The organism is Micromonospora sp. NPDC047557 (assembly GCF_043205095.1).
Taxonomy (GTDB): Bacteria; Actinomycetota; Actinomycetes; order Mycobacteriales; family Micromonosporaceae; genus Micromonospora.
This window is the reverse complement of sequence record NZ_JBIDDK010000006.1, coordinates 254,003-270,200: the sequence shown is the minus strand read 5'-3', so window position 1 is coordinate 270,200 and position 16,198 is coordinate 254,003. Positions and strand designations below refer to the sequence as shown.

Below are 16,198 nucleotides of genomic sequence, written 5' to 3'. Positions count from 1 at the left end.
AGACATCGGGCAGTCGCTGGCAGTAGTCTCGGGCGGCGTTCGTGCTTCCCGCCCCCCGAGGAGCGTCCGTGGACTCGATGGCCCGCCCGCGCACCGCGCCCCACGACGACGACCAGCCGATCGATCCGCCTCACGACAGCTCCATGCTTCCGGAGCTGGAGGACGCCGCCTGGATGCACCACGCGAACACGTTCGCGCACACCAGTTTCTGGGCGGTGGCCCGACGCCTGCCGAGGTTGGTGCGGGAGGCGGTGGCGCTGGCCTGGGCCACCAACCGCATGGACACGGTCGCCTCCATCGGCCTGAACGTCGCCGCCGGGGTGATGACCACCTTCGGCCTGCTCGCCACGACAAGCGTGCTGACCGAACTCTTCGCCGCCGGTCCCACCCCGGACCGGGTGCGCTCCGCCCTGCCGGCGCTGGTCGTGGCCGCGGCGGCGGTCTCGGCGCGCGGCGGTCTGACGATCGCGGCCGGTTGGGCCCAGGCGCGGCTCACCCCGCAGATCAACTACCAGGTGGAGTTGCGGCTGTTCGAGGCCACCACCGCAGTGGATCTGGCCGCGTTCGACGACGCCGGGTTCGCCGAGGAGATGGACCGGGTCCGCGACCGGGGGATGGGCGAGGCGGCGTGGATCGTCGACCACACCGTCAACCTGGTCACCGGCGTGGTCGGGATGCTCGCCACCGCCGTGGCGGTCACCGTCATCCAGCCGCTGCTGCTGCCGTGCCTGCTGCTCGCGGCCGTGCCCCAGGCGATCACGGCGGTGCGGATGGCCCGCCGGGAGTACCTGGCGATGCTGGCCCGGATCACCCGCCGCCGGCGGATGTGGATGCTCGCCCACCTGATGGCCAACCGGCACACCGCCGCCGAGGTGCGCGCCTACCAGATGCGCGACTTCCTGCTCGCCGAGTACCGCGGTGTGATGGCCGTCGAGACCCGCGCCCAACTGCGGCTGGTGCGCTCGCAGACCGGCACCCGCGTGGCCGGCGCCAGCGTGGCGGGGCTGGCCACCTTCGGGGTGTACGCCGTGCTCGGCGGCCTGCTGCTGGCCGGCATGGTCGCCCTCGCCGCCGCGGCCACCGCCCTGCTCGCCCTGCAGTCCGCCCGGAACAGCCTGGGCGTCGCGGTCGTCGCCACCAACTCGCTGTACGAGGACGCCCTCTACTACCAGGACTACCGGGACTTCCTGACCCGGGCGCAGGGCCGGGTGCCCGTCGGCGGCGACCACGTGGTCGACGGGGTCGAGACGATCGACCTGCACGAGGTGAGCCTGCGCTACCCCGACACCGACGCGCCGGCGGTGGACCGGGTCAGCCTGACGATCCGACGTGGTGAGGTGATCGCGCTGGTCGGCGAGAACGGCTCCGGCAAGACCACTCTGGCCAAGTTGATCGCCGGGCTCTACCAGCCGACCGGTGGCACGATCCGCTGGGACGGCGTCGACGCCGCCGAGCTGGATCCGCGGGCGCTCGGCGCGCAGGTGGCCGTGATGACGCAGGAGTACTGGAAGTTCCCGTTCACCGCGGGGCAGAACATCCGCGTGGGCCGGCACGACCGTACGCCCGACCAACCCGGCCCCGACGTGCAGGAGGCCGCCGCCGCGGCCGCCGCCCACGACATGATCGTCGGTCTGCCGCACGGCTACGACACCCTGCTGGACCGGGAGTTCAAGAACGGTCACGAGTTGTCCGGCGGTCAGTGGCAGCGGCTCGTCGCCGCCCGCGGGCTCTACCGCGACGCCGACCTGCTGATCTGCGACGAGCCGTCGGCCGCCCTGGATGCCCGCGCCGAACATGCCCTGTTCCAGCACCTGCGCCGTCGGCCCGACCGGGCGGTCGTCCTGATCACCCACCGGCTGGCCAACGTCCGGCACGCCGACCGGATCTTCGTCATGGACCGGGGTCGCCTCGTCCAGCAGGGCAACCACGACGAGCTGATGGCGGCCGGCGGTCTCTACCGCGAGCTGTTCGAGTTGCAGGCCAGCGGCTACCGGGCCACCGACGCCGCAAACCACTGACCCCCGACCACTGTGCCCGCCGTGCCGTCAGGCGGCGTGGTGGCGGGTGAGGAAGTCCGCGAGGACCCGGGTGTGGGTGGAGAACGCCAGCTCGACCGGGTCGGTGAGCACCAGCCACTCGGTGGCCTCCTCCGTCGGCGCCGACGGCGGCAGGTCCTCGACGGCCCGCTCGGGCAGCACCCCGAAGACCATCATGGTGCCGCCCGCCGGGGCGCCGTGCACGGCGAAAAGCTGGGCGTCCTCGGCCGCCGCCACGAGCCCGGTCTCCTCCCGCAGCTCACGCACGAGCGCGTCGGACCACTCCTCGCCGTACTCGATGAAGCCGCCGGGCAGCGCGAGCAGCCCGCGGGCCGGTTCGATGTCCCGGCGGACGACCACCACCCCGAGGCCCTCGGCGGTGCGGACCGGGAGCACCGCCACCGCGACGGGCAGCGGGTTACGCCAGACGGTCTCGCCGCAGACCGCGCAGACCCGCGGCCATCGGGCCGCCGTCGGGTACGCGGCGCCGCAGTAGGAGCAGTGCGAGTATGGCGTGCCGGTCATGACGCAGCACGTTACCCGGGCCCGATCGGATCGACGCGCCGCCCGAGGCTCAGTCGTCCCGGTCGAGCAACGGGCGCAGTTGGTCGAGCAGCTGCGCCCGGCTCACGTTGCGCGGCAGCTCGATGGTGAGGTCCAGGCCGGGGCCTCGCGCGGTCAGCGTCACCGTCGGGCGGGGATCGCGCAGCCGCCAACCTCGGATGGCAGAGACCAGCGCCTCGGCCTGTGGTTGCAGGGTGGCCAGCGTGGCCAGATTCGCCAGGACGCTGATTCCTTCGATGGCCAGGGTCAGGGCGCCCGCGTCCCGAACGCCCTCGTGTGGCAGGCGCAGCTCGGCGACGACCTCGGGCGGTAGCAACAGTCGAACGCTAGTCATCCTCACCCCTCACCATCGCGGCGATCCGGTCCCGGACGCTCTGGCCGAGCGGACGCAGGGACGTCGACGCGGTCTCCCCGCAGATGAAGCCCTGTACGTGCCGGATCCGCAGGTCGTAAATCTGCTTGAGGGTCACCGGCGCCTGCTCGTCGAAGCCCTCCACGATGACGGCGCGTGGGTTCGGCGCGTGTCCGAGGTCGCTGGCGTAGCGGGCGACCCGGGTCACCAGGTCCAGTTCCTCGACGGCCAGCGGGTGGTGCAGGACGGCCCGGTCCACTTTGATCTGGGTCAACGGAAGCTCGGCCATCCGGGCGAGTGACGAGTAGCCGACCCCGAAGTCGTCCACCGCGAAGCTGATTTCCAGGTCACGGGCCAGGCTGGTCAGTCGACGATGGAAATACGTCAGCGGCTCCTGAGGCCACACCTCGCCGGGATTGGGCTGGATCGGGTCCTGCTCGGAGATCTCCAGCGTGACGGTGCGCGGATCCAGATTGGCTTCCATGATCGCCGTGCGCACCTGGGCGATGTAGGCGTCGCTGAGCAGCGAGCGGACCGCGACGTTGACCGAGATCGGCTTGGTGACGTCGAAGACGGACGCGACGTCCGCCTCGGCGTACGAGTCGATCGCCTTGGCCAGCAGCAGCGCGTCGCGTTCGATGACGAAGCGGTCACCCCAGGCGTAGGCCATCTGAAGGGCCGCGACCGGCGCGCGCACGTCGGTCTCCAGCCGCCTCGCCAGCGCCTCGTAGCTGTGGATGCCCACCCCGGCGGGCCGCCGGTCCAGCGACATCACCGGCTGGAACACCATGGTCAGTGACTCGATCAGCTTCTGGTACAGGCTGAAGGCGTGCGAGTACAGATCCACCGGCAGCCGGCCGTAGGCCGAGCGCAGGGCGGTGAGCACCTGCATCTCGGCGTGCACCGGGTCGTCGCGGACATCGGAGTTCCAGATGGCCCGCAGCATGGTGGCCAACGGCTCGCCCATGTCCAGTGCGGCGAGGGCGGGATCGACCACCGCGAGGGTGAGGTTTCGGCTGTTCTCCTGGGACAAGGGGACGCAGAGGATCCGTCGGCCAGCGTCGTCGGCCACCACATGCCCGGGGGAGGAGGTGCGGACCAGGGTCGTGTCCGCGGCGCTCAGTTCGAGCAGCGGTCGCAACTCCTCCTTGTTGAACCGGGCCGTGGAGGTGACCTGGCCGATACCCGTGGGGCTGGATTCCACCACCGCGACCGAATCCGCTTCCAGGGCGTACCGGATCACCTCGACCCGTTCGGCGTGCCCCGCCTGTTGGGCGGAACGCGGCGGACGAGACTGCGAGCGGAACACCCGCCCGAGCAGCTGGGTGATCGAGCTGGACAGGTCGTCGAGTGGGTTCTTGCAGGGCCGGATCGTGCCGGAGTTGACCGGGGCCGTCAGTGACTGCCGCTCGTGGCGGGACACCGGCGGCTGGGTGAGCACTGTGGTCGGGCCCCACATGTGGACGAGCTGCCCGGGTGCGGGGTGGATGCCCTGCTCGGCGACGAAGGTGGCCATCTGAGCGAAGGAGACCTTCCCGCTGGGGTCGGCGGCCTCGCCGCGCAACGCCCGCAGCAGTTGGTGGGTGAGCACACCCTGCCGGTGCTCCTCGCTCTCCCGGGCCGCGGCGCCGCTCGGGCACGCCAGCAGGGCGCTGTGCCGGTCGACCTGGGTGCGGTACGTCTGCATCGCCTCGGTGTGTCGCAGCTCCGAGTCCAGGTAGACGCCCGCATGGCAGCAGTCGAGGATCAGGAACGAGGTGCCGGCGAACGCCTCGAAGACGTCCCGCTTGAGGAACGCCATCCGCAGTCCGTTGTCCGGCTCGCGGCGCAGCCCGTCGGCCTCCAGGTCCGCCGTCACCAGGTACGCGTCGGACTGCGTGCCCCATTCCGGCACGAGGGCGTGACCGGCGAAGTAGACCAGCAGCACGTCGGAGGGGCGCGACTCCAGCACCCGCTCGCGCAGCCGGGCCTTGATCTGGCGCCAGTTGGCGCCCTCGCCGATGAACAGGTCGACGTCGCCGTCGTCGAACGTGCCGATCCGCTCGTCCAACAGCACCGCCCGTACCGCCCGCGCATCGTCCTCCGCATAGCGCAGGCTGGGCAGGTTGACGTCATACCCGCAAGCGTTGGCTCCGATCAGGATCGCCCACCGTCGGCTCATCACAGCACCCCCAGGTGATCCAGTGGGCAACTACGTTGCGACAGCACAGCAACGCTTTGCGTGACCCTACCGGATCTAGGAGAGGCCGCTGATCCAACCGATGAGTCGGATTCACGTCAGGTTCTCATCGGGTGCGCCGGACGACGGCGGCAGGCGGGCCCGCCGCCCTCGTCGGAGCCGCTCAGGCTTGCGGGGCGCCGGTGTAGAAGGCGGTGGTGCGCTCGGCGGCCGCCTTGGCCTCGTCGGCGTCGGTGCCGGCGGCGATGCTCGCCTCGCACCACAGCTGGCTGCTCAGCTCCATGGCGCGTCGTCCCTCGGCGGAGGCGACCCACTCGGCGCTGTCCTCCGGCCGGACGCCGCTGCCGTCGCCGGAGAGGTAGGTAGCAAGACCGAGCAGGCCCAGGTCCCAGCCGACGCCGACCGCGCCCGGCCCGAACTGTGCCCACCGGTCCTGGTCGACGTGCGCGATGTGGTCCAGGTCGAGGCGGGCCCGCTCGTCGCCGACCGGCGTGACCCGCACCTCGATCCAGCTCACCTCGCCGCCCATCTCCCAGGTGGCGGTGAAGCGGTGCGGAGGCTCGCAGCTCTCGATGGTGCCGTGGGCGTTGCCCTGGAGCTGGTACGTGCCGTGCAGCCGCAGGTCGCCGCTGATCGGCAGGAACCAGCGGGGGATGCGCTCGGCGTTGGTGCAGGCGTCCCACAGGTCCTCGGCCGTCGCCTGGTAGGTCTGGCTGATCGTGGTCACCCGGGCCTCGCCCGCGGCCAGGGTGCGGCTGCCGACCTGCCGCTGGACGGCGTTGATCTGCTCGGTCGCGTCGAACATCAGGTGTTCCTCTCCTTGGGTGGGTCGGCGGGCCCGCGTAGGCGACGCTCGCGTCGGCCCCGGGCCAGCTCGGTGGCGAGTGCCGCCAGGGGTGGCGCCCAGAACCGGCGGAAGTGCTCCAACCAGCCGTCGACCTCGCGCAACGGGCGTGGGTCGACCGCGTACAGCCGCCGGGCGCCCTCTGGCCGCACCGTGGCGAAGCCGTTGTCCCGCAACACTTTGAGGTGCTGTGACACGGCGGGCTGGGAGATGCCGAACTCGTCGCGGATGACCGCGCTGACCGCGCCCGCGGTCCGCTCGCCGTCGGCGAGCAGTTCCAGGATGCGGCGCCGGACCGGATCGCCCAGCACGTCGAAGGCGTGCACGGCGACAGTTGTATCACCTCTGGCTTATTTAAGCCAAGCCTGAAACTTCGAGCAGCTTGTCCAACCGGATGGGCAGGTCCCGGATGCGGACGCCGGTGGCGTGGTGGACGGCGTTGGCGACCGCCGCCGCGGTGCCGACGATGCCGATCTCGCCGACGCCCTTCACCCCGGCCGGATTCAGCTCGTCGTCCCGCTCGTCCAGCCAGTACGCGTCGATGGCCTCGACGTCCGCGCAGCCGGTGATGTGGTACGTGGCCAGGTCGTGGTTGACCCAGTCGCCGTAGCGCTCGTCGAGCAGGCCCTCCTCGTGCAGCGCCATCGACAGCCCCATCGTCATGCCGCCGATCAGCTGACTGCGCGCCGTCGTCGGGTTCACCACCCGTCCGGCGGCGAACACCCCGAGCATCCGGTTCACCCGCACCTCGCCGGTGTCCGCGTCCACCCGTACCTCGACGAACTGCGCCCCGTACGCGTACCGGGGCCGCTCGGGCTGCCCGCCCACCTCGTCGGTGGTGTCCGCCTCGGCGCTGACCTCGGTACCCGGCGCCGCGCCCTCGCGCAGCTTGCCGCGCAACGCCTCGCAGGCCCGGATCACGGCCCAGCTCCACGAGGCGGTGCCCATCGAGCCCCCCGCCAGTGGCGCCACCGGGAGGTCGCTGTCACCGATGCGGATCTCGACCCGCTCGGGCGGCACCCCCAGCGCGTCGGCGGCCACCTGCCAGAGCGCCGTCCTGGCGCCGGTGCCGATGTCGGTGGCGTCGATCCGTACCAGAAAGGTGCCGTCGGGCCGGGCGGTGGCCACCGCCGACGACGGTCTGGCCCGGGCCGGGTAGCTCGACCCGGCCACGCCGGTGCCGATCAGCCACCGCCCGTCGCGCCGGGCCCGGGGCGTGGGATCCCGGCCGGTCCAGCCGAACCGCTGCGCCCCCTCGCGCAGGCAGGCCACCAGATTGCGGCTGGTGAACGGCTCCCCCTGGTCGGGGTCGACCGGGGCGTCGTTGCGGATCCGCAACTCCACCGGGTCGACGCCGACGGCGATGGCGAGCTCGTCCATCGCCGACTCCAGGGCGTACGCGCCGGGGCACTCGCCGGGGGCGCGCATCCAGAACGGCGTGGGCACGTCGAGGCGGACCAGCCGGTGGGTGGTGCGTCGGTGCGGCGCCGCGTACATGCTGCGGGTGTAGACGGCGAGCTGCTCGGCGAACTCCCGGATGGTCGAGGTCTGGCTGATCGCGTCGTGACAGACCGCGGTGAGCCGGCCGTCGCCGTCGCAGGCGAGGCGGACCCGTTGGATGGTGGGGGTGCGGTAGCCGATCGGCCCGAACAGTTGCTGGCGGGTGAGCGCCAGCTTGACCGGGCGGTCCACGTGCCGCGCGGCGAGCGTGGCGAGGACGACGGCGGCCTTGGCGAAACCCTTGCTGCCGAAGCCGCCGCCGACGTGCTCCGCGACGACCCGGACCGACTGCTTGGACACCCCGAACATCTCGGCGAGGGTGGCCTGTACGGTCGCGGCGCCCTGGTTGGAGTCGTGCACCAGCAGCCGTCCGTCGTGCCACCGTGCCGTCGTGGCGTGCGGTTCCATCGGATTGTTGTGGTACGCCGGTGTCCGGTAGGTGGCGTCGACCCGTACCGGCGCGGCGGCGTACCCGGCGTCGAAGTCCCCCTCGGCGGTGTCCGTCGGATAGCTGGGATTGACGTGCTCCGGCCGGTACAGGCCGGGGTGGTCGTCGGTGAGCACGGTGCTGTGCGGGCCGGCGTCGTAGTCGATCCGCACCAGTCGGGCGCCCTCGCGGGCCGCCTCCAGGCTGGTGCCCACCACCACCGCGACGAACTGCCCCCGGTGGTGCACCGCCGGCTCCTGCAACAACCACAGCTCCGGCTGCGGGCCGGGCGCGATCCGGGGCGCGTTGCCGTGGTGCAGTACGGCGAGCACGCCGGGCGACGCCAGCGCCTCGTCGGTGTCGACGCGGGTGATCCGGCCCCGGACCACGGCCGCCGGCACCGCCCAGCCGTACGTGACGCCGTCCACCGGGTACTCCACCGCGTACCGGGCCGTGCCGGTGACCTTCTCCCGACCCTCCAGCCGGGGATGCGCCTGACCGACCGCGCCGGTGCTCACGAGGCCGCCAACTCGCTGAGCACCCGCACCGTGATGGCCCGGGTCAACGGCAGCTTGAACCCGTTGTGCCGCAGCGGCCGAGCCTCGGTCAACTCGGCGTCGGCGGCCCGCGCCGCCAGCTCCGGGCTGAACAGTCGACCGCGCAGCTCCTCCTCGGCCCGGTACGCCCGCCACGGCCGGTGCGCCACCGCCCCGTACGCCAGGCGGACGTCGCGGACCACGTCGCCGTCGAGGTCGAGGACCGCGGCCACCGAGCCGGCCGCGAAGGCGAACGACGCCCGGTCGCGCACCTTGAGGTACGCCGAGCGGCGCGCGGCCGGCAACGCGGGCAGCCGTACGGCGGTGATCAGCGCGCCACGCGCCAGGGTCGTCTCCCGCTCCGGATGCGTGCCGGGGGAGCGGTACAGCGCGGCGAGCGGGACGTCGCGGGGACCGTCGGCCTCGTGCACCTCCACCACGGCGTCCAGCGCGGCGAGGGCGACCGCCAGGTCCGACGGGTGGGTGGCCACGCACTGTTCGGACCAGTCCAGCACGGCGAGGTCGCGGTTCTGCCCGTGCAGGGCCGCGCAGCCGGTGCCCGGGTCGCGCTTGTTGCACGCCTTGCCGGTGTCCTGGAAGTAGACGCAGCGGGTGCGCTGCAACAGGTTGCCGCCGGTGGTGGCCAGGTTGCGCAGCTGACCGGACGCGGCGGCGAGCAGGGCGCGGGCCAGCACCGGATAGTCGCGGCGAACCGCCGGGTGGGCGGCGAGGTCGCTGTTGCGCACGGTCGCGCCGATGCGCAGCCCACCGTCGGGCAGCTCCTCGACCGTGTCCAGCGGCAGCCGGGTCACGTCCACCAGCAGCTCGGGCCGCTGCACCCCGAGCTTCATGAGGTCCACCAGGTTGGTCCCGCCGCCCAGGTACGCCGCGTGCGGCTCGCCGGCCAGCACGGCGACGGCGTCGGCCACGTCGGCCGGCCGGTGGTAGCGGAACGGCCTCACGGCGCGGTCGCCGTCTCGCGGATCGCCGCGACGATGTGCGGGTACGCGGCGCAGCGGCAGAGGTTGCCGGCCATCCGCTCCCGGATCTCGGCATCGGTCAGCTCGGGCGGCGCGTCGAGGTCGTCGGTGACCGCGCTGGGCCAGCCCTGGGCGACCTCGTCGAGCATGCCCCGGGCGGAGCAGAGCTGGCCCGGGGTGCAGTAGCCGCACTGGAACGCGTCGTGTGCGACGAACGCGGCCTGCAACGGGGACAGGTCGTCCGAACCGGCGAGCCCTTCGACGGTCAGCACCGAGCGGCCGTCCACCGTGACCGTGAAGACGAGACAGCTCTTCGCCCGCCGACCGTCCAGCAGCACCGTGCAGGAGCCGCACTGGCCGTGGTCGCAGCCCTTCTTCGCCCCGGTCAGGCCCAGGTGCTCGCGCAGCGCGTCGAGCAGGGTGGTGCGGTTGTCCAGCGTCAGCTCACGGCGGTCGCCGTTGACCTCGAACGCCACCCGGGACGAGTGACGCTCGTCGGTCGTCGTCTCGTTCTCCGGTCCGCCCCGCACCGGCCCAGACTAGCGGCAGTGGCACATAAGTGGGCGAATTACGCACAGAGCCCCATCGTGGTGCGCCCCGGGCGCCGCCGGCTGCGGCGCCCGGGGCCTGCGGGCTCAGGCCACCGGTGCGGCGGCGTCGGCGGCGTCGGTGGCGCGGGCGAGGTGTCGGTGGGCGCGGATCAGCTCCGCGTAGCGCAGGCCGCTCGCCTTCACCGTCCGCCGCTGGGTGGCGTAGTCGACGTGCACCAGCCCGAAGCGCTTGTCGTAGCCGTACGCCCACTCGAAGTTGTCCAGCAGCGACCACACGAAGTAGCCGTCCAGCGGCACCCCCCGGGCCACCGCCGACGCGCACGCCGCCAGGTGCTGCTCCAGGTGGTCGGTGCGTTCCTTGTCCTCGACCGTGCCGTCGGCGGTGACCTCGTCGTGCCACGCCGAGCCGCTCTCGGTGACGATGATCCGGGCCGGCCGGTACTCCTCGTGCACGTCGACCAGCAGCCGCTCCAGGCCGGCCGGGTACATCTCCCAGCCCATGGCGGTCTCCACCGAGCCGGGCACCGGCACCTGCTTCGCGTACGGCGCCGGGCCGGTCGGGTCGTCGACGACCAGTTGACGGAAGTAGTAGTTCACCCCGAGGAAGTCGGTCGGCGTGGCGATCACCGCCAGGTCGTCACCGCGCACCGGAGGCTCGACCCCGTACGTGTCGATCATGTCGGCGGGGTAGCCGCGCCCGTGGATCGGGTCCAGCCACCAGCGGTTGACGTGCCCGTCGGCCCGCCGGGCCGCCGCGACGTCCTCGGGTCGGTCGGTCGCCGGCTCGATCGGGCTGAGGTTGAGCACCAGACCGACCGACGCCGGCCGGGTGGCGTTCGCCCGGATCGCCTGCGTGGCCAGCCCGTGCCCGAGCAGCACGTGGTGCGAGGCGTGCACGGCGCGGGTCAGGTCCCGCTCGCCGGGGGCCATGTTCCCGTCCAGGTGCCCGATCCAGCACACGCAGAGCGGCTCGTTGACCGTGCACCAGTCGGCCACGCGGTCGCCGAGGCGGCCGGCGACCACTGCCGCGTAGTCGGCGAACGCCTCGGCGGTGGCGCGCTCCGGCCAACCGCCACGATCCTGGAGAACCTGCGGCAGGTCCCAGTGGTAGAGCGTGACGAACGGCCGGACCCCGTCGGCGAGCAGCGTGTCCACCAGCCGGTCGTAGAAGTCCAGCCCGGCGGGGTTGACCCGCCCGACGCCGTCGGGCATCACCCGGGGCCAGGCCACCGAGAAACGGTACGCGTCCACGCCGAGCCGGCGCAGCAACGCGAGATCCTCCGGCCACCGGTGGTAGTGGTCGCAGGCCACCGCGCCGGTGTCGCCGTTGTCGACGTTGCCGGGGATCGCCGAGAAGGTGTCCCAGATGGACGGCGCCCGGCCGTCGACGTCGACGGCCCCCTCGATCTGGTACGCCGCCGTGGCGACGCCCCAGAGGAAGTCGGGTGGCAGCTTGGACAGGTCGGGCACGGGAAGGCTCTCCTCTGGGATGGGGTGACTCACTTGACGGCACCGGCGGTGAGGCCGGCGACGAAATACCGCTGCAGGGCCAGGAACCCGGCGACGACCGGGATGCTGACCACCAGCGAGGCGGCCATGATCTGGTTCCAGTAGACGTTGAACTGGGTGGAGTAGCCCTGCAGGCCGACGGCCAGGGTGCGGCTGCCCTCATCGGTCATCACGGAGGCGAACAGCACCTCACCCCAGGCGGTCATGAACGCGTACACGGTCACCGCGACCACGCCGGGCACGGCGGCCGGCAGGATGACCTGGAACAGGGTGCGCAGCGCCCCGGCGCCGTCGACCTGAGCCGCCTCGTCCAGCCCGCGCGGGATCGAGTCGAAGTAGCCGACCAGCATCCAGATCGAGAACGGCAGCGAGAAGGTCAGGTACGTGATGATCAGGCCGGTGCGGCTGGCGTACAGCTCGATGCCTGTGGCGTTGCCCAGGTTGACGTAGATGAGGAACAGCGGCAGCAGGAACAGGATGCCGGGGAACATCTGCGTGGACAGCACCGTCACCGTGAAGACGCCCCGACCACGGAAGCGGTACCGGCTGACCGCGAACGCCGCGAAGATCGCCACCGCCACCGAGCAGACCGCCGCGACGCTCGACACCACGAGGCTGTTCACCAGGTAGCGGGCCAGCGGCACGGTGCTCCACATGTCCACGAACGGTTGCAGCGTGGGCCGGCTGGGCCACCAGGTGAAGCCGTTCTGCACGTCCCGCAGCGGTTTCGCCGCGGAGGTGACCATCACGTAGAGCGGGATGACGACGAAGAGGGTGAGCAGGGTCAGCACGATGCGCCGGCCCCAGCGCTCACCGGCGGTCTCACGCATGGTCGTCCCTCCGACGGTTGGTGATCAGCAGGTAGGCGGCCGAGACGATCATCAGGAACAGCAGCAGCGCCACCGACATCGCCGAGCCCGACCCGAAGTCCCAGGTCTTGAAGGAGCTGCGGTAGATGTGGATGGAGATCAGGTCCGCCTGCTCGGGCGCGGAGCCGCCGAAGAGCACGAACGGGGTGTTGAAGTCGTTGAACGTCCAGAGGAACAGCACCAGCAGCAGCACCAGGTTCACCGGCCGCAGCATGGGCAGGGTGACCGAGCGCAGTCGGCGCCAGAATCCCGCGCCGTCGATCGCGGCGGCCTCGTACAGCTCGCCCGGCACGTTCTGCAGGCCGGCCATCAGGCAGAGGAACGCGAACGGCCAGTTGCGCCAGACCGACACCACCAGCAGCGACCAGAAGCTGTTGTCGCCGATCAGCCAGAACGGCCGCTCGTTCAGCAGCCCGAGCTGGTCGACGAGCACGTGGTTGACCAGGCCGGTGTCGCGCTGCAGCAGAAAGCTCCAGGTGATCACGGCGGTGTAGACCGGCAGGGCGTACGGGGTGAGGAACAGCGCCCGCAGGATGGCCCGCCCACGAAACGGCTTCTGCAGCACGACGGCCGCCGCGATGCCGAGCAGCCAGGCGAACCCGACCGAGAGCACGCTGTAGACCAGCGTCACCCAGAACGAGTGCAGCAGCTCCTTGCCGGCGGCGCTGTTGAAATCGAGCGTGGCCCGGTAGTTCTCCAGCCCGACGAAGGGCGCGGTGGACCAGTCCCGGATGTGGAACTGGGTCAGCTCCAGCAGGCTCATCCAGACCCCGACCACCATCGGGATCACGTGGATGGCGAGTTCCAGCACGATGGCCGGGGCGAGCAGCAGGTACGGCAGGAGCGAGCGGCGGGGGCCGCGCGGCCGGCGGGCGGCCCCCCGGGCGGGTGACCCGGCCCGGGGTACGCGCCGGTCGGCGTTCGGCGCGGTGGTGCTGGTTGCCATCGGGGTCCTCTCGGAGGCGGTGGCCGTGGCCGGGCTCGTCGCCCGACCACGGCCACCGGCGCTGCGTGGGTCAGCGCATCTTCTGCTGCGCGTCGGTCAGCTTCGCCTTCACCGACTGCTCGGTGACCGGCTTGCCGCTCGCCGCGTCGGCGAACAACTCCTTCATCGCGGTGCCGACCAGGGTCTCGAAGGTGCTCTCGTCGGGCACCTGCGGCAGCGGGGCGGCGGTGGTGACCAGCGTCTCCTGGATGTTCTTCTGCTCCGGGGCGGTGAACGCCGGGTCGGCGCCCGCGGTCTTCACCGCCGGCAGCGAGCCGTACGTCTTGTTGAGGAGCGTCTGCTCCTCGTCGCTGGTCATGAACTTGACGAAGCTCAGCGCGCCGTCCTTGTTCTTGGTGTGCTTGAAGACCGCCATGTTGATGCCGGCGACCATGCTGTTGACCTTCTTGCCACCGGCCGGCGGGCTGGCCAGGAACGGCACCGGGGCCACCCCGTACGCGTCGGCGGGCATGTTCTGGGTCTTGAGGTTCGAGCCGGCGGACTGCCAGAGCAGCATGGCGGCCTTGCCGTTGGCGAAGTCGGAGACGGACTGGTTCTGCGCGTACTCGGCGTTGCTCGGGTTGGTGATCTTGTCAGCGGCCATGAAGTCGATGTAGCGCTTGATGGCCGAGACGTTCTGCGGGGTGTCGAAGGTCGGCTTGCCGGCTGAGTCGAACCACTCGCCGCCGTACTGCTGGCTGAAGGTGAAGGCGTGGTGCGCGTTCTCGGACGGGTTGGCGCCCTCGATCGCCAGGCCCCATTTGCCACCCTTGGTGAGCTTCTTGCCGTCCTCGGCGAGCTGCTCCCAGGTGGTCGGCGGGGCGGTGATGCCGGCGTCGGCGAACGCCTTCTTGTTGTAGTACAGGCTGTACGCCATGGAGTAGAGCGGCACGGCGGCCGGCGGCTTGCCGGGGGCGCCGGCGGCGGCGAGCGCGGCGGGCACGATCCGGTCCTTGCCGCCCACGGCCTGCAGGGTGGCGTCGTCGAACTCGACGAGCGCGCCGGTGGCCTGCAGCGACGCCGACCAGGTGTTGCCGATGTTCACCACGTCCGGGCCCTTGCCCGAGGTGGCGGCGGCGAGCAGCCGGTTGAGCAAGTCCGACCAGGGGACCACCTCGACGTTGACCTTGATGCCGGTCTGCTTCTCGAACTTGTCCAGCTCGGGCTGGAGGGTGGCCTTGTCGGCCTCCAGGCTGGCGCCCTGGTTGCTGGCCCAGTAGGTGAGGGTCTTGGGCGATGCGGCGGAGTCGTCGCCGGAGCCGCCACAGGCGGTCAGCGATGCGGCGGCCAGTACGGCGGCGGTGAATATCCCGAGGTGTCGTCTCGACACGGTCAGCCCTTCCGGTGCGTGGTGGGGGTCCGCCGACCGCCGTCGTCGATAGGGGTGCGGCGACGGTTGCCGGCTGCGGACGGGGTTTCTCCGGATGCGCCGTCGGGGGTCCGTCGGCGTTTCCCGGGAGTTACATCACGGCTTAATGAATGTCGTCATTAAAGTTGCTGGCAGGTGGGTCGTCAAGCACGGTGCGGTTACAGTCGCCACCTACGGCCGACGGGAACGAGGTGACGAGTGGAGCTGGCGCGTGCCACCAACCGGAGCGTCCGGCTGCGCAACCGGTCCGCCCTGCTGACGAAGCTCTTCCTGGACGCCCCGCTCACCCGGCAGGACCTGGTGCGCAGCACCGGGCTGAGCCAGCCGGCGGTGAGCAACGTGGTGGCCGACCTGATCGACGAGGGCATCGTGGCCGAGGCCGGCGCCGCCGAGTCCGACGGCGGCCGCCCCAGCATGCTGCTGCGGGTCGCACCCCGGTACGCCTTCGTGATCGGCGTCGACGTCGGCGAGACCCGGGTCCGGGTCGAGCTGTTCGACTTCGCGATGACCCTGCTCGCCAGCATCGAGTACCCGCTCGACCCGGCGCGCACCGAGCCCGACGTGGTGGCCGGGCACGTGCTGGCCGGCATCGAGGTCGTTACCGGGAAGGCCCGGGTGGCCACCGCCGACGTGCTCGGCGTCGGTATCGGCGTCTCCGGCGTGGTCGAGCAGGGCGTCGAGGCCGTCGTACACGCCCAGGCGCTCGGCTGGGACCGGGTCCCGCTGGAGCGCCTCATCGGCGCCGGCACCGACCTGCCGCTGCACATCGACAACGGGGCGAAGACCCTCGGCCAGGCCGAGATGTGGTTCGGCGCCGGGCGCGGCGCCCGGCACGCCGTCTTCGCGCTTGTCGGCTCCGGCGTGGGAGCGGCCGTGGTGACCAACGGCGCCACCTACCGGGGCGCGTCCAGCAGCGCGGGGGAGTGGGGGCACACCACCCTGGTGTACGGCGGCCGGGCCTGCCGGTGCGGCGCGCGCGGCTGCCTGGAGGCGTACGTGGGGGCGGAGGCGATCATCGACCGTTACCGCGAGGCGCGTCGGGGTCGCGCCGTGCCGGGCGAGGACGAGGAGTCGCAGCTCGCCGCGCTGGTCACCGCCGCCGGGTCGTCGGCCACCGCCCGCCGGGTGCTGGACGACACCGCCGGCTACCTCGGCGCGGGGGTGGCCAACCTGATCAACCTGTTCAACCCGGAGCGGGTCGTCCTCGGTGGATGGGCGGCGATGGCGCTGGGCGACCTGCTGCCGGCCGTGCGGGAGGCCGCCGGTCGGCAGGCGCTGCGCCAGCCGTACGAGCAGGCGTCGATCGAGCTGTGCCGCCTCGGCGTGGACGCGGTGGCCCTGGGAGCGGCCACCCTCCCCATCGCCCGCTTCCTCACCGAAGGTGGCGTCCGCCGCACCTGACCTGGGGGACGGGGGTGGGGGTTGGGAATTACACAAAACCGATCCTCGGGATAAATAACGAAGTTATAGATCGATGTCTTGACTCCGTCGCAACCT

The 16,198-nt window shown here is 71.7% G+C and carries 14 protein-coding genes; 2 read left to right on the top strand and 12 right to left on the bottom strand.

The window, feature by feature from the left end:
* Positions 1-77: 77 nt before the first annotated feature.
* The gene (locus ACGGAQ_RS17575) at positions 78-2,018 is read left to right on the top strand and encodes an ABC transporter ATP-binding protein (RefSeq protein WP_393050427.1); all 1,941 of its coding nucleotides are present in this window, start codon (positions 78-80) and stop codon (positions 2,016-2,018) included.
* 27 nt (positions 2,019-2,045) lie between these two features.
* On the opposite strand, the gene ACGGAQ_RS17570 is transcribed toward ACGGAQ_RS17575, so the two are convergent.
* From ACGGAQ_RS17570 to ACGGAQ_RS17515, 12 genes are all read right to left on the bottom strand, one after another.
* Complete coding sequence (locus ACGGAQ_RS17570; protein ID WP_393050234.1) at positions 2,046-2,561, bottom strand: NUDIX domain-containing protein; 516 nt, start codon at positions 2,559-2,561, stop codon at positions 2,046-2,048.
* Positions 2,562-2,610: 49 nt separating this feature from the next.
* Positions 2,611-2,934: a hypothetical protein gene (locus ACGGAQ_RS17565; RefSeq protein WP_354862166.1), complete on the bottom strand. Its 324-nt coding sequence runs from the start codon at positions 2,932-2,934 to the stop codon at positions 2,611-2,613.
* Entirely contained in the window at positions 2,927-5,113 is a 2,187-nt protein-coding gene (locus ACGGAQ_RS17560) for an EAL domain-containing protein (RefSeq protein WP_393050231.1), read from the bottom strand. Before ACGGAQ_RS17560 ends, ACGGAQ_RS17565 begins: the two co-directional genes overlap by 8 nt.
* A 181-nt stretch (positions 5,114-5,294) precedes the next feature.
* On the bottom strand, positions 5,295-5,936 hold the full coding sequence (locus tag ACGGAQ_RS17555) for an SRPBCC family protein (protein ID WP_393050228.1): 642 nt from the start codon (positions 5,934-5,936) through the stop codon (positions 5,295-5,297).
* Positions 5,936-6,301: an ArsR/SmtB family transcription factor gene (locus ACGGAQ_RS17550; protein WP_393050225.1), complete on the bottom strand. Its 366-nt coding sequence runs from the start codon at positions 6,299-6,301 to the stop codon at positions 5,936-5,938. Before ACGGAQ_RS17550 ends, ACGGAQ_RS17555 begins: the two co-directional genes overlap by 1 nt.
* 28 nt (positions 6,302-6,329) lie before the next feature.
* On the bottom strand, positions 6,330-8,420 hold the full coding sequence (locus tag ACGGAQ_RS17545; protein WP_393050224.1) for a xanthine dehydrogenase family protein molybdopterin-binding subunit: 2,091 nt from the start codon (positions 8,418-8,420) through the stop codon (positions 6,330-6,332).
* The gene (locus ACGGAQ_RS17540) at positions 8,417-9,400 is read right to left on the bottom strand and encodes an FAD binding domain-containing protein (RefSeq protein ID WP_393050221.1); all 984 of its coding nucleotides are present in this window, start codon (positions 9,398-9,400) and stop codon (positions 8,417-8,419) included. Before ACGGAQ_RS17540 ends, ACGGAQ_RS17545 begins: the two co-directional genes overlap by 4 nt.
* Positions 9,397-9,894 (bottom strand): 2Fe-2S iron-sulfur cluster-binding protein, encoded by a 498-nt coding sequence (locus tag ACGGAQ_RS17535; protein ID WP_393050425.1) that lies wholly within the window; start codon positions 9,892-9,894, stop codon positions 9,397-9,399. The genes ACGGAQ_RS17540 and ACGGAQ_RS17535 overlap by 4 nt, the downstream gene beginning before the upstream one ends.
* Positions 9,895-10,053: 159 nt before the next feature.
* On the bottom strand, positions 10,054-11,439 hold the full coding sequence (locus tag ACGGAQ_RS17530) for a GH1 family beta-glucosidase (RefSeq protein WP_393050218.1): 1,386 nt from the start codon (positions 11,437-11,439) through the stop codon (positions 10,054-10,056).
* Positions 11,440-11,468: 29 nt separating this feature from the next.
* On the bottom strand, positions 11,469-12,308 hold the full coding sequence (locus ACGGAQ_RS17525) for a carbohydrate ABC transporter permease (RefSeq protein WP_393050215.1): 840 nt from the start codon (positions 12,306-12,308) through the stop codon (positions 11,469-11,471).
* Complete coding sequence (locus ACGGAQ_RS17520; protein WP_393050212.1) at positions 12,301-13,293, bottom strand: carbohydrate ABC transporter permease; 993 nt, start codon at positions 13,291-13,293, stop codon at positions 12,301-12,303. Before ACGGAQ_RS17520 ends, ACGGAQ_RS17525 begins: the two co-directional genes overlap by 8 nt.
* Before the next feature lie 70 nt (positions 13,294-13,363).
* A complete protein-coding gene (locus ACGGAQ_RS17515) occupies positions 13,364-14,662 on the bottom strand; it encodes an ABC transporter substrate-binding protein (protein ID WP_393050209.1) in 1,299 nt (432 codons plus the stop codon).
* Positions 14,663-14,899: 237 nt separating this feature from the next.
* Between ACGGAQ_RS17515 and ACGGAQ_RS17510 the strand changes: the two genes are divergently transcribed.
* Positions 14,900-16,102, top strand: coding sequence for an ROK family protein (locus ACGGAQ_RS17510; protein WP_393050206.1), 1,203 nt, complete (start codon positions 14,900-14,902; stop codon positions 16,100-16,102).
* Positions 16,103-16,198 lie beyond the last annotated feature (96 nt).